Raw genomic sequence first — 14,938 nt, 5'->3', positions numbered from 1 at the left:
GGGGTCGGGCACCTGCTTCTTCAGATGGTGCAGCGCCACGAACTTCAGCAGAAAGTTCCAGCGGGGGTGGAAGTAACCGTAGACCGGCGCCTCGTGCAGCCAGAAGGCGAAGTTGCGGTAGATCTTCATGAGGCCGGGGAAGGCCTTGAACATGCGCTGTTCGACGTTGCTGACCGGACGGTCCATCTTCGGCATCACCCAGTGCGCGGACCGCTGGAACACCTCGACATGGGCTGCGGTACCGGCGATCTGGGGCGCCAGCTGCACGCCGCTGGAGCCGGTGCCGATCACCGCGACCCGCTTGCCGGTCAGGTCCACCGAGTGATCCCACTGCGCGGAATGGAAAACCGGCCCGGTGAAGCTCTCCCGCCCCTTGAACTCCGGGATGTTCGGCACGTGCAGCGCGCCGTGCGCGGCGACCACGGCCCGGGGCCGATACTCCTCCCCGTCGGCGGTGCGGACCACCCACCGGTCCGTGGCGGCATCGAATTCATAGGACACCGCCTCGGAGCGGAAGCGGATATAGGGCTCGATCCCGTAGTCTTTGACGACTCGTTTGATGTAGTCGAGGATTTCCGGCTGCGGAGCATACATTCGGCTCCAACCGGTATGCGGCGCAAAGGAGTACGAGTACATCATCGACATGATGTCGCAACCGCAGCCCGGATAGGTGTTCTCGCGCCATACTCCGCCCACGCCGTCGGCCTTCTCGAGGATGACGAAATCGCGCTCGCCCGCCTCCAGCAGCTTGATCGCCATCGCGACACCGGCGAATCCGGTGCCGACGATGAGAACATTCGGGGACGCCGTGCTCACCTGATCGTTCGATGCCATGGTTCACCTTTACTTGACTGAGAGGCGCGTCCGGGTGAGGGACCTGCGCGGTCGACTTTCCGACGGTGGGCCGACCCTCGGAATGCGCACTGCCACCGAATGATTCGGCGGCGGGAATTGACCGATTACACCACAGTGCACCGCCCGCCGCACGCCGAATCGCGTGCGCGATGCCACGGGCTGCGTTCGGCGCCCTCCGTCGTGAATCATGGTGTGCTGATTGGTGTTCGGATCGTCGTGGTGAGATCCGTCGCGTGCAGCAGGGATTTCGCGTGCTGCCACAACCGGACCAGGGTCTGCTCGTCCGGGACGTCGGTCCCGCGTGCGGTCGGCTCGCCCGCCGCCTCGGCACCGTCGGCGAGCCTGCGCGCGGCGAGCACCAATTCGGCGACCATTCGGATATGTTCCTGTTCGTCTTCGATGACGGTGTTCTCGATCAGTTCGTCGACCGGCGTCGGCAGCGGCAGGACGTATCTGGCGACGATTTCGGCCGCATCGTGGATTTCCATTCGCCTGCGGTGCAATCGTTCCTGCGGTGAGACATTCCAGCTGTCTGCGCGTTTGAGCCGGAAAACGACCTGCGGCGCGGCGGCGGTGAGGTCGCGCCAGATCGGGTACACCCGGCGCGCGGCGCGCGATTCTCGATCGAGCCGCAGCAACTGCACGATCGCCTGCGCCGAGGACGGGACATACACCATGACCAGGGCGGCGAACACGAACAACCCGGGCTCGCCCGAGGTGAATCCGTCGGCGACGAGTTCGAAGATACTGTGCGTGAACGCATTGCCCACGCCGATGGCATCCGCCGCCGCGGCGATCGCCATCAAAAAGACGGGCAGTGAGCTGGCGACACCGAAGCAGACGAGGGCGGCGACGGTGAATCGTTCCCACAGTGTGTTCGTCCGCCACACCGTGCCGCGGACCTTCAAGACGTAGTAGTACCCGGAAACGATCACGGGCAGGGCCGAATACAGTCCGATGTAGATGCCGAAACGCCAGCCGCCGTATTCGGCGATGGACGTCAGGCCGTGGGCCCGGGCAGGCGCACTGAGCGCGAGGAATATCAAGCCGATCGCGGCGGAAAGACCCAGCACGACCTTGAACTGGGTGCGGTAGCGGACCGGGCCGTTCTCGTGCAGCAGCGCCATCCCGAGGCCGAAGGCCCAGGCGGTCACCGTCAGCCAGTGCCAGGCGTCGAACACCGTGGGCAGGCCGCCGGGGACGACCTTCGCCACCTGCCGCGCGATGACCGGTTCACGCAGCAGCGCCGCCGCGGCGTCGAAGCCGAGCAGGGTGTTGATCAAGCGGCCGAACAGCGTCGTGTGCAGGGTCGACGCCAGCCGGATCAGGGTGATGGCGACGATGAACACCGTTGCCGAGATGGTGATCCAGGGCGACAGGTGGGTGTTCGGCCACATGCGTCACAACTCTCTCAACATCGGGTCGCGGCGCGGTCCGACGGTCCGCGCGCGGAAGCTGATCAGGGTCGCCAGCAGCTCGGCTTCGTATTCTTCGACCGAGGCGTAGCTCGAGGCGCCGCGGGCGGCGCGGACCATGGACAGGTCGATGGCGTCGTTCAACGCGACCTCACTGGTCAGCGTCTTCCATTCGACCGAGGACAGCGAGGTGTCCTGGCCGTGGCCGAGCAGCATGTGGCTGACCTCGTGCAGGGCCACGTGCAATTCGACCGCCGGGTCCGAGGACTGCCTGAGGAAGATCACGTCGTAGTCCTTGCAGGCCAGCCACAGTCCGCACAGTCCCACCGGTGCGGTGGGCGGCAGCAGCAACCGCACGATGCGCCGCCCGCGCGTGCGTTCGACGCACGCGATGAACTCCTCGATGGTCCAGTCCGTCGGCAACTCGAGACTGTCGACCAGCGCTTGCAGGCGAGCCCGCGTCGAGGTCTTGCCGCGAGTGGGCTTCCACGTGAGGGTGGAGGCCTTGCGCCGGAACAGTTTCAACATGTCACTTGCCTCCTCGTTCGAGTGAGGCGATCCGCGCCAGTGAGGTCCGACCCGTCGGCATTACCGCTGGTAAGAGCTGCTGCGTCGAGGCCGGTGGAATGCAGATCGTATGCGTTCACGATTTCCTCCCCCGAGCACCTGGAGATCCCACCTTGTTATCGCGCACCACAGCGGCATCGTTGCCACCGGCACGATATTGTTCGTCGAAGTCGTCCGTTTCAACGGGAGTGCGACGTCGTCCATCGTCCCGGATGCCTTCAGCGGACCGGCATGTCGACACACATCGACTCACCATCGTCGACTTGCCGGGCTGGCATATACCCTACCTGTCACCCGGGCTTCGCGTAGCTGTAATTCCGCGGCCAGAAGTTCCAGATTGTCACTTTGACCTGGGCCGATATGGGTCAACAGTAACGCAAGATTCGGCATCGGCGCCGTCGGAGGGACGCGATCGGTCCTGGTGGTACGGGCGGCGGCGCCACGACCTCGGGCGGCAGGGCAGGGTGCAGGGGAGTTTTCGCCGGACCACGAAACAACGCGATGCCGACCGGTTTTCACCAGGCGGCCGGGTGCGTGGTCCGGCGGCCGCCGGAACCGTTGCGCGCGTAGGCGATACCGGGCGATCGTATCCGTGGTTCGCCGAAATACTTTATTTTTCAACCGATGTCGCGTCACGCGACCCGCATGGACGGTCCCCGATCCGCATCCTCGGGTCGTCCGGCATGTCTCGAGGGTGCGTACGTCCATGACCCGTTGCTTCGGCGGCTAGGTCTGCGGATGGTCGTCTCGGTCGGACTCGCGCCCAGGCTGTGCGGGTTCGGCCGTGTTCTGTAGCGCCTGTAACAGGCGATCGATCGCGGTCTTCGGGAAGACCAGCTGATAGCCCTCGGTGTGGCTGCGTGCGCGTTTCAACTCGATGCCGAGCCGGTCTAGTTCGGTCACGAGGTCCACGACCGATCGATGCTTGCGGGCCAAGTTCTGCAACGCGTCCACGCCGCTTTCGACATCGTCGGGCACGACGGTCTCGGCGGTTTCATCCGCCGGGGAAGCCCCGAGCGTGCCGCCGTGATGCAGTGCGGCAGTTGCGCTTCCGGCTGCCAGCCCCAGCGCCTCGAGCGCGCGGTTGTACTTCGCCTCCGTGGTGGCGCTTATCGTGTCGACTTGCCCGCTCTCGATCCGGGACTGAACATTTCGTGTAGGACCCCCGAGGTCATGGATGTGCTGGTGCGTGATCAGCTCATCGGGAAGATTTCGCTGCCGGAACGCCTTCAGCTGCCGTCCGAACCGCTGTCCAGCCGACTCGACTCTCGCACGGTTCACGGTCTCGCTGGCGCCCAACTCGTCGCCCATGGCAAGCACCATACCACTTGGCTGTGCAGGGCTGGTCATCATGCGCGTGCATGTCCTCTCATGTCCGGTCGCGAACGAGCACCTTAGCAAGATCATTGCCTGACGTCACGCAGGGGGTCGGGTTACACTACACGAGCGTGTGCATGACAGGGATCTTCGATGCACACGAATGCACACCGATGTGTTGACATGACTGCTTGTGGTCGATAAATTCTGACCATGGGTGCGGATCTGGGCACCGGGCGTGAGGTGGGCACAAATCATGTGGACGTTCAGCACGATCAGCACGACCCCTGATGATGTGCCGCCCTGTGCCTCCCAGCTCAACCGCCTCAGCGTCGATGTATCGCCGGCTGTCCGGCGTCCGAACGACTCGGTCCGACCGCCGAGGTCTCGTTCGGGGGGAGTAGGCACCGGCCGGGAGCTCCATGCCGTCCGGCGGTCCACCGAAAAGCTCTCGGCGGGTGGACATTTCGCATCGGCGGTCATGGTCCTCGAGGGGGGAACATGACCGCCGGCTCGATTTCGGCAAGTGACGGTCGGAAACTCGACGATCAAATCAGCCTGCTCGATCCCACCGCGTACCTGGAATCGAGGGCGTGGTGGGGCGTTTCGCGCAGGCGAAGCGCGAATGGTCGATACGGATCCTGATCGATCGGACGACACCAACTGTGCGGTTGTCTCGCCCGGTCGATAGACGTGTGGTTACAAAACGAAGGTAATGCGATGGATTCTGTGCACAGCTCATCGATCGAGACCGAGTCGACCGCTCACGAGGGCATAGCCGTCGTGGGAATCGGTTGCCGGTTCCCCGGACGGGTTTCCGACGTGGGTGATTTCTGGCAACTGCTGCTCGGTGAGCAGGACGCCGTCCGTGAGGTTCCGGAGAACCGCTGGTCCGGCGCGGCGTTCTACGATCGGGACGCGGCGCGGCCGGGTCACCTGCGCACCAGGGCGGGCGGCTACCTCGAGGACGTCACGTCCTTCGATGCGCACTTCTTCGGCATCACGCCGCACGAGGCGGCGCGGATCGACCCGCAGCAACGCCTCTTTCTGGAGACCACCTGGGAGGCGCTGCAGGACGCGGGCATCGTGCCGGAAAGTATCGCGGGCACGAAAACCGCTGTCTACGCGGGTGTTTCGGGACACGACTACGGCATCATCCAGCTCAACCCGGAGAACCGCTACCTCATCGGCGGCCACACGATGACCGGCGTCACGAATTGCATTGTGGCGAATCGTGTTTCGTACCTGCTCGATCTGCGCGGCCCGAGTATGACGGTCGATACCGCCTGCTCTTCCTCGTTGATCGCGATCCACCTCGCGTGCCGCAGCATCCGCTCGGGCGAGGCGTCGATGGCGATCGTCGGCGGCGTCAGCACACTGCTCATTCCCGAGGCGACCATCGGCTTCAGCCAGGGCACCTTCCTCTCGCCGGAGGGGCGATCCAAATCCTTCAGCGAATCGGCCGACGGCTATGTGCGCAGCGAGGGTTCGGGCACCATCATCCTCAAACCGCTGTCCGCGGCGCTCGCCGACGGTGACCGCGTCTACGCGGTGATCCGGGGCAGTGCGACGAATCAGGACGGCCGCACCAACGGCATCTCCGTGCCGAGCGAGGAAGCCCAGGCGCAGATGATCGCGGACGCCTGTCGCGACGCGGGCGTGGCGCCGGCCGATATCGGCTACGTCGAAGCACACGGGACCGGTACCTCCGTCGGTGACCCGATCGAGGCGCGCGCTCTCGGAAAGGCGTTGGCGCCGGGGCGCAACGGGCACGGCCCGTGCATCGTCGGCGCGGTGAAATCGAACCTGGGCCACCTGGAGTCGGCGGCGGGCATCGCCGGCGTCATCAAGGCGTGCCTGGTGCTCACCAACGGTGAGATTCCGGCGAACCTGCATGCCGAAGTGCCGAATTCGACCATCCCGTTCGACGAGCTGGGCCTGCAGCTGGCGCAGTCCCGCCAGCCGTGGCCGGGCGACCGGCCACGACTGGCCGGCGTCAACTCCTTCGGGTTCGGCGGCTCGAATGCCCACGTCATCCTCGAGGGGCCGCCGCAGGTCGCGGGAAACGCGTTGCCGGACAAGGCGAACGGGCAGGCGACCACCGTCGAGACGCAGGAGCCGGTGGTGTTCGCGCTCAGCGCGAAGACGAAGGACGCGCTGCGGGCCTACGCCGAGAGTTACACGGAATACCTGGAGGAGCCGCCCGCCGCGGCGAGCCTGCCGGTCATCGCGGCCACTCAGGCGCAGACTCGGGCGCACTACGATCATCGGCTCGCCGTGGTGTGCGCCTCGACCGACGAACTGCGCGACGCGCTGCGTGAGGTCGCCCGTGGTGCGACACCGGAAACCGTGCGCACCGGTGTGAAAGCACCTGCGGCACAGCAGATCGCGTTCGTCTTCTCCGGCCAGGGCCCGCAGTGGTGGGGCATGGCGCGCGAACTGCTGGCGCAGAACGAGGTGTTCCGGCAGACCGTGCAGCGCGTCGACGCGGAACTGAGCAAATACGCCGACTGGACCGTGTCCGAGGAACTCGGGCGCGACGAAGCCGACAGCCGGATCGGCGAGACGTTCATCGCCCAGCCCGCGGTGTTCGCGGTGCAGGTGGGCCTGGCGGCCGTGTGGCAGAGCTGGGGCATCGTGCCCGCCGCGGTGGTCGGCCACAGCATCGGCGAAGTCGCTGCCGCCTACGTGTCGGGCGGGCTGTCGTTCGAGGACGCGGTGCGAGTCATCTTCCACCGCAGCCGGGTGCAGCAGCAGGCGTCGGGCAAGGGCAAGATGCTCGCCGTCGGTCTGCCGCTGAGCGAGGTGGAGGAGCGGGTCGCCGGATATCGCGGCCGGGTCGCCATCGCCGCGCTCAACGGCCCGCAATCGGTGGCGCTGGCCGGCGATCCCGACGCGCTCGAGGAGATCGAGCGCGAGCTCGGCGCGGAGAAGATCTTCGCCAGGATGCTCCAGGTCAGCGTGGCCTTCCACAGCCACCACATGGATCCGCTGCACGACGAGCTGCTCTCCTCGCTCGAGGGGCTCACCTCGGGTCCGGCGACGGTGCCGATGTATTCCACGGTCACCTCCGAGATCGTGCCGACCGGCGGGCTCGACGCCGAATACTGGTGGCAGAACGTGCGCGAGCCCGTGCGGTTCGCGCCCACCATCGATCGCCTCATCGAGGATCAGCACCTGGCGTTCGTGGAGCTGGGTCCGCACCCGATCCACGCGACGGCCATCGGCGAGCTGCTCGAACAGCGGCACGCCGAGGGCATCGCCGTCCCGTCGCTGCATCGCAAGCAGAGCGATCGGGCCACCCTGCTGTCCTCGCTCGCCGCGCTCTACACGGCCGGTTTCGAGCCGTCGTGGGCGGCCCTGTTCGACGGGGTATCCGCCCGGGTGCAGGTGCCGTTCTACCCGTGGCAGCGTGAAACGTATTGGCTGGAAACGCCTTCCGCGCGTGAGCGGCGCTTCCCGGCGCTGCATCATCCGCTGGTGGGCGAGGTCGGCCGGGTCGCGGACGAACCGGACAAGCACGTCTGGGAGATCGTGCTCGATCCGGATCGCTTCCCCTGGCTCGACGACCACCGGGTCCAAGGTCCCATCGTCTTCCCCGGTGCGGCATATCTGGACATGGTGCTCGGCTGTGCCGAGGACGCGTTCGGCGCCGGCCGGTACTCGCTGGAGAACGTCGAGTTCCGGCGCGCGCTGTTCGTCTTCGACGATCGTCCCGCGCCCGTCGTCCAGGTGGTGCTGACGCCGTCGCTGGACTACTCCGTGTACAGCAGGCAGGACGGTGACAAGGACTGGACCCTGCACTCGGTCGGAACGTTGCGTCGCGGCGCGCCCGACACCGAGCTGCCGGTGCCGTTCGCCGAACTCGACGCCGAATGCCCGCTCGAGATCGAGCCCGCCAAGGTCTTCGCCAAGCTCCGCAACAACGGTCTGATGCTGGGCCCCACGTTCAAGGCGATCACCAAACTCGGCTACGCCGACCTGAAGTCGCTCGGCCGCATCGACACCCCGGCCGCACTCGCGGACGAGGCGCCGCGCCACGCGATCCATCCGGCCGTGCTGGACTCCTGCTTCCAGTCGCTGTCCATCTCGATGGGCAACGACCCGAACAACGAGGACAAGACGCTCTACCTGCCCGTCGAGGTGAAGCGGCTCAGCTTCTACGCGAAGGCGAGCGGTCGCGTCTACTGCTACGGACGCGCCCAGGTCAGCGAGGACATCAACTACTGTTTCGGTGATCTCTGGATCGTGAACGAGGACGGTACGCTCGTCGCCGAACTCGAAGGCTTCCGGGGCAAGTCGATCACCACGACCGCCGAGGACAGCGACGCGCTGTTGCAGTGGCTCTACGAGTTCCGCTGGCACGAGTCGCCGGTGCGTACGAAGACTCGCATGCCCGCCGCACTGGCCGCGCCGTCCGCGCTCGACGCGGCGGTGGAGCCGCTGGTCGAGGAATTGCAGAACTGGTCGGTCAATCGCGAGTACCACGCGAGCACCGAGGCGGTGATGGACGCGTTGTGCATCGCGTTCGTGACCGAGGCCTTCTACCAGTTGGGCATGGAGTTCTCGGTGGGCCGCACGGTCACCCTCGACGAGCTCGCCGCCGAGATGCGGGTGCACGACAAGCACCGGCGCTACCTCGCCCGGTTGCTGGAACTGCTTGCGCGGCACGGTATCACCGAGCAGGACGGCGCCGCCTGGCGGCTGCTGACGGTCCCCGAGCGGGTCGACACCCGCGCGGAACTGGCCAGGTTGCAGGAGCTGCATCCCGAATGCGAGCCCGAACTGGCGGTGCTCGGCCGCTGTGGTACCGAGCTGGTAGCGGTGCTGCGCGACGACGTGAACCCCATCGAGCTGATCTTCCCCGAGGACGAATTCCAGTCGGTCGCAGATCTTTACGGCCCCTCGTTCTCCTTCGGCAAGGCCAATCGCATCGTCAGCAAGATCGTCGGCGAATGCGTGCGCGCCCTGCCCGGCGACCGGCCGATCCGGGTGCTGGAGATCGGTGCGGGCACCGGCGGCACCACCGGCTACGTCCTGCCGGAGCTGCCCGCGGACCGGGCCGAGTACGTGTATTCCGATGTCACACAGCTGTTCCTGGGCAAGGCGCGGCATCGCTTCGCCGAATTCGAGTTCGTGGACTATCGGGTGCTCGATATCGAGCACGATATCGAGGCCCAGGGCTTCGACGCGCACTACTACGACATCGTCGTGGCCTCGAATGTGGTGCACGCCACCGCGAGTCTGAGTGCCACGCTCGCCAACGTGCAGCGCCTGCTGACCGCACAGGGCATGCTGCTGGTCGTGGAGGCGACGGTGCCGCCGCACTGGGTCGACCTGACCTTCGGCATGACCGAGGGCTGGTGGGCGTTCAGCGATCACGACGTTCGGCCCGACTACCCGCTGATGGCGGAGTCGAAGTGGCGGGAGTTCCTGCCCAGCATCGGTTTCGAGAACGTGCAGATCTTCTCCGATATGGCGACACCGGAGCAGACCGGCAACTCGGTGATCCTGGCGCGCACCCCCGCGATCGACCTCGAACCGCATCAGCCGCGGATCGAACAGGGCTCCTGGGTCGTGCTCGCGGACGAAGACGGGGTCGGCGATCGCTACATCGCGCTGCTCACCGAGGGCGGCGCGGCCGGTGTCGTGGTCACCCGCGGCACGGAGTTCGACGAGATCGACGCGAACACCTTCCGGGTGCGGCCGAACAGCAGCGAAGACCTGCGGCGGGTGCTCGAGCAGGTGCGTGCGCAGGCCGGCGAGATCGCCGGCGTGCTGCACCTGTGGAACCTGGACTACGCGGGCGCCGAACTGACCACCGAGTTGCTGCCCGCCGTCGAAACCGAAGGCGCCTACAGCGTGATCGCGCTGGCGCAGGCGGTCGAGGAACTGGATTGGGAGCAGGCGCCGCGGTTGTGGGTGGCGACCTCCGGTGCGCAGGTAATCGAGCGCGCAGAGCAGGTCGCACTCACTCAGGTGCCCAGCTGGGGCATCCTGCGTGTGCTGTTGAGCGAGCACAGCAGCCTGCGGGCGAAGATCTTCGACTTCGACCCGGCGGCCGCGGCGCCGCAGCGCGCCGCGCAGCTCTTCCAGGAGCTGCTGCACGTGGACGCGGCGGACGAGGAGATCGCCTTCCGCGGCGAGACCCGGTTCATCGACCGGCTCGAACATGTGTCGCTCGCCGAATTCGAGGCCTCGGTCGCGACGCCGGCCCGGATCTCGGACCCGACTCCGTTCGCCCTGTCGGTGCCGGCCGATCCCGAGATCGAACAGCTGCGTTACGAGCGGCAGGCGGTGCCGGTGCTCGGCGCCGGTGAGGTGGCCATCCGGCCGCTGGCCACCGGCCTCAACTTCCGCGACATCATGCTCTCGCTCGGCATGCTCTCCGACGGTGCGACTTTCGGCGGGTTCTACGAGAAGAACCTCGGCGTCGAGTGCGCCGGTGTGATCACCGAGGTCGGGCCCGGGGTGGACGGGTTCGCACCCGGCGACCGGGTGATCGCCTTCGCCCGTGGCTGCTTCGGTTCGCTGGTGGTCGCCGACGTCCGGCGGGTCTACCAGGCGCCGTCGCGGCTGTCCGACGCCGAGGCCGCGACGCTGCCGATGGCCTACCTGACGGCGTGGTACGCGCTGGTCGAGGTGGGCAGGCTGCGCAAGGGGCAGCGGGTGCTCGTGCACGCCGCGGCCGGCGGTGTCGGCCTCGCCGCGGTGCACATCGCCCGCTCGCTCGGGGCGACCGTGCTGGCCACCGCGGGCAGCGAGGAGAAGCGGGAGTACCTGCGGGCCTTGGGTATCGAAGCGGTGTTCGACTCGCGCTCGCTCGCCTTCGCGGACGAGATCCGGGAGCGCTACGACGGCATCGACGTCGTGCTGAATTCCCTGCAGGGTGAGACGATTCCGAAGAGCCTCGAGTTGCTGCGGCCGCGCGGCCGGTTCCTCGAGATCGGCAAGAAGGACATCTACGACAACTACAAGCTCGGCCTGAAGCCGTTCGGCAACAACCTGAGCTACGCGGCGATCGATATCGACCGGCTGCTGCTGGAAGATCCCGAACTGTGCCGCGAGGCGATGGTGGAGGTGTTGCAGCGCATCGCCGCGGACACGCTGCCCGCGCTGCCGCACACCGCCTTCGGCGCGGTCGAAGTGGCCTCGGCATTCCGGTTCATGGCCTCGGCCAAGCAGATCGGCAAGGTCGTCGTCGAATTCGACGCGGACACCGAGGTGCTCGTGCATCCGACGGTGACCGGCGACCATGCCTTCGACGCCGACGGCGCCTACCTGATCACCGGCGGTTACTCCGGTTTCGGTCTGCGCACCGCAGAGTGGCTGGTCGAGAACGGGGCACGCACAGTGGTGCTGGTCGGCCGCCGAGCCCAGATCGACGAAGAGAACGCGGCGCCGATCGAGCAGATGCGGGCCAAGGGCGTCAACGTGGTGCTCGAGCGGGCCGACGTGTCGATCGAGGCCGACGTGATCGGCCTGCTGGAACGGATCGCGGAGCTGCCGCCGTTGCGCGGGATCTACCACGCCGCGATGGTGCTCGCGGACGGTCCGCTGGCCGGCATGACCGACGGAGCAGTTCCTGCGGACGGTGCAGCCCAAGGTGGACGGCGCCTGGCACCTGCACAACCACACCCGCGAGCTGGAACTCGACGCATTCGTCATGTACTCGTCGATGAGCTGGAACGTCGGCACCCCCGGCCAAGCGAATTACGCTGCGGCCAACGGGTTCCTGGAAGCGCTCGCCAAGCATCGGCGCGCGCACGGCCTGCCCGCCCTGACCGTCAACTGGGGTGCGCTCGCCGAGGTCGGCTTCGTCGCGCGCACCAAGCTCGACACCCTGGCCCGGCTCGGGTGGACACCGATCATCCCGGACCACGCCCTCGATTTCATCGGACGGTGCCTGGCCCAGGGTGTCACGAGCACCAGCGTTTTCGGCGTCAACTGGTCGAAGATGAACCAGGTCATGCCGATCATCCGGAGCTCGCCGCGGTTGGCGCATCTCGCGCTTGCCGAAAGCGCGGGCGTGACCGCGAGCGGTGGCACCGAGGGGCTGCGCGCCGAACTGCTCGAGCTCGAAGAGTCCGCGCGTCAGCCGCGGCTGATCGAGGCGCTCTCGCAACAGATCTCGCGGATCTTCGACATGCCGATCGACCGGCTCGCCCACGACGTGGCCCTGACCGACCTCGGCATGGACTCGCTGATGGCCGGGCAGATCCGCAACGCGCTGGCCAAGCATCTCGACATCGATTTCCCGACCATGGGTCTGATGCGGGGCCCGACGCTGGTCGAGCTCACCGACGAGGTGCTCGCCCAGGTCTTCGGTGAGGCCAACGGTGTGCTGCCGGTCGCGTCGGAAAGCGCGGGCACGCAACGCTGGATCCACACGGTGAAGGGACGGTCGAGTACCGCGTCGCTGCGGGTGTTCGCGATGCCGTTCGTCGGCGGTGGCGCCTCGGTGTTCACGCCGTGGCCGAACTTCCTGCCGGACACGGTGGAAGTGGTGGGCATTCAGTATCCAGGCCGCGAGGACCGGGTGAACGAGGTCCCGTTCGACTCCATGCCCGCCTTCATCGAGGAACTGGCCGATGCGATGCTGCCGCACCTGGATCGGACCTTCGCGATCTACGGGCACAGCATGGGTAGCCTGCTGGCCTACGAGCTCACCAAATATCTGGAACAGCAGTACGCCGAGGTGCCGCTGAAACTCATCATCGGCGGGTGGCCGTCGCCGGCGCTGGTCGAAAGCTATGTGCGAAACCTCAAGCACATTCGCGACGGCTTCGACATGGACCGCGAAACGGACAGCCGGGTGCTGGAAGTGCTGCGCGACAACGATCTGCTGAACATTCCGGTCGAGGACGAGGCTTCGGTGAAGCCGATGATGCCCGCGGTCCGGGCGGATCTGAAGATGCTCGGCGACTACCGATTCGAACACGGTGTGGTGTTGCGGGCGCCGATCACGGTGCTGCGCGGTTCCGAGGACCCCCTGTTCGAGGCCGACCAACTGCAGGGCTGGGAAAAGCTCACCAGCGGCAGGTTCTCGCTCACCACGGTCCCGGGCGGGCATCTGTTCATCCAGAATCCCAGCGCGCAGGTGATGCGGACGATCGCCGACGAACTGTCCGCCGAGGACCACTACCCCAGCTTCACCAGTCTCATGGATGGGCACTGAGCAGCTGCTCGAACGGAGAAAAGCGATGAAACCGATTGACCGATACGACGTAGTGATCTGTGGCGGCGGGCTTGCGGGGCTCACTCTGTCGCGGCAGCTCAAGCGGACGATGCCCGAACTGTCGGTGCTGGTGCTGGAGCGCACCGGCGGCGATATCCCCGACGGCGCGTACAAGGTGGGGGAGGCGACCGTCGAAGGCGGCGCGCACTACTTCACCGAACAGCTCGGCCTCACCGGCTATTTCAACAAGCACCACCTGCACAAGCTCGGACTGCGCCTGTTCTTCGGCGACCAGCACGGCCCGTTCGAGGCACGGCCGGAGATCGGCGCACGCCGGTTCGCCCGGGTGCCTTCGTACCAGATCGACCGCGGCATCTTCGAGCGCGATCTGCGCCGGGGCGCAAAGGATCTCGGCATCGACCTGATCGAACAGGCCAAGGTCGTCGATGTGGATCTGGCGCAGGGCGACGACGATCACGTCATCACCTACGAGGTGGCCGGCGGGGAGGAGCGCTCGGTCCGGGCGCGCTTCGTCGCCGACGCCTCGGGCCGCGGCAAGCTGATCCAACGCAAGCTGGGCCTCGGCGCGCCGAGCCCGCACAAGATCAACGCGGCCTGGTGGCGGTTGCGCGGCGAGTACGACGTAGAGGAGATGGCGGGGCCGACCAGCCCCACCTGGCGTCCGAAAACCCAAGAGCGCCGGTGGTTCTCGACCAACCACCTGATGGGCACCGGCTACTGGGTGTGGATGATTCCGCTGTCGTCCGGGAACACCAGCATCGGCATCGTCACCGACGAGCGCTACCACCCGTTCCGGACCTACTCGACCGAAACCAAAGCACGGCAGTGGATCGCCGAGCACGAGCCGACGCTGGCGAAGTTCACCGAACAGGCCGAGTTGCTCGACTTCCTGGTGCTGCGCAACGCGAGCTACAGCTCCACGCAAGCGTTTTCGCACAACCGCTGGGCCTGTGTCGGTGAGGCGGCGGTCTTCCTGGACGCGTTCTACAGCCCGGGCTCGGACTACATCGCCTACACCAACACGATCACGACCCGGCTCATCGAGCTCGACCGCAAGGGCAGGCTGACCGAGGACGTCGCCCAGTCCTACAACCGGTTGCTGCTCGAGGATCTGTGGCCGAACTACCTGCAGATGTACCACGACAACTACAGCATCTTCGGGCACGCGCCCGCCATGTTCACCAAGGTGATGTGGGATACCTCGTTCTACTGGGCGCTGCCCTCGCAGATGCTCTTCCGCGGCTTGCTCACCAGCCCGGACGCCGCGGCGGAGTTCCATCCGATCGCGTCGCGGTTCTTCGGCATCCAGTCGCGCATGCAGGCGAACTTCCGGGCTTTCGCGGCGCAGGCGCCACAGCCGGAGAAGTACCTGTTCGTCGAATACAGCAAGGTGCCGATCTGCGCGCAACTGCATCTGGACCTGCTGACCGACAAGACCGCCACGCAGACCTTCGCGGATATGCGGCGCAATGTCGACCGCTTGGAGGCGTGGGCGGATTCGTTCGAACAGGAAATCGCCACCAGGATCGACCTGCCGCAGCGGGATCCGGCCGAGTCGGCGCTGCAGGCGACGGCGCAGTAGCGA

6 protein-coding genes and 2 pseudogenes are annotated in these 14,938 nt (G+C 66.5%); 4 read left to right on the top strand and 4 right to left on the bottom strand.

Annotated features, from left to right (window positions below; all coding sequences use genetic code 11):
• The 4 genes from NBRGI_RS42090 to NBRGI_RS42075 form a co-directional block, all read right to left on the bottom strand.
• Nucleotides 1-834: flavin-containing monooxygenase (locus NBRGI_RS42090; RefSeq protein ID WP_029903759.1), on the bottom strand; the 834-nt coding region annotated here is incomplete at its 3' end.
• A 206-nt stretch (nt 835-1,040) separates the two neighbouring features.
• Nucleotides 1,041-2,252 (bottom strand): DUF6545 domain-containing protein, encoded by a 1,212-nt coding sequence (locus NBRGI_RS42085; RefSeq protein ID WP_029903757.1) that lies wholly within the window; start codon nt 2,250-2,252, stop codon nt 1,041-1,043.
• A 3-nt stretch (nt 2,253-2,255) separates the two neighbouring features.
• Nucleotides 2,256-2,798: a hypothetical protein gene (locus tag NBRGI_RS42080; RefSeq protein ID WP_014984574.1), complete on the bottom strand. Its 543-nt coding sequence runs from the start codon at nt 2,796-2,798 to the stop codon at nt 2,256-2,258.
• A 765-nt stretch (nt 2,799-3,563) separates the two neighbouring features.
• Nucleotides 3,564-4,148, bottom strand: coding sequence for a hypothetical protein (locus NBRGI_RS42075; protein WP_148311171.1), 585 nt, complete (start codon nt 4,146-4,148; stop codon nt 3,564-3,566).
• Nucleotides 4,149-4,874: 726 nt separating this feature from the next.
• Here NBRGI_RS42075 and NBRGI_RS49520 point away from each other — a divergent pair.
• From NBRGI_RS49520 to NBRGI_RS42060, 4 genes and pseudogenes are all read left to right on the top strand, one after another.
• Nucleotides 4,875-11,723, top strand: a pseudogene (locus NBRGI_RS49520) (SDR family NAD(P)-dependent oxidoreductase); the annotation flags it as partial.
• A 25-nt stretch (nt 11,724-11,748) separates the two neighbouring features.
• Nucleotides 11,749-11,901: pseudogene (locus tag NBRGI_RS50065) on the top strand (KR domain-containing protein); the annotation flags it as partial.
• A 399-nt stretch (nt 11,902-12,300) separates the two neighbouring features.
• The gene (locus tag NBRGI_RS47100; RefSeq protein ID WP_029903750.1) at nt 12,301-13,332 is read left to right on the top strand and encodes an alpha/beta fold hydrolase; all 1,032 of its coding nucleotides are present in this window, start codon (nt 12,301-12,303) and stop codon (nt 13,330-13,332) included.
• Nucleotides 13,333-13,357: 25 nt separating this feature from the next.
• Complete coding sequence (locus NBRGI_RS42060) at nt 13,358-14,935, top strand: NAD(P)/FAD-dependent oxidoreductase (RefSeq protein WP_051728449.1); 1,578 nt, start codon at nt 13,358-13,360, stop codon at nt 14,933-14,935.
• The last annotated feature ends 3 nt before the right edge of the window (nt 14,936-14,938 follow it).

Origin of the sequence: Nocardia brasiliensis IFM 10847 (assembly GCF_000710915.1) — a bacterium.
GTDB classification, from domain to species: domain Bacteria; phylum Actinomycetota; class Actinomycetes; order Mycobacteriales; family Mycobacteriaceae; genus Nocardia; species Nocardia brasiliensis_A.
The sequence above is the reverse complement of the archived record's forward strand: the minus strand, read 5'-3'. Positions and strand labels throughout refer to the sequence as shown.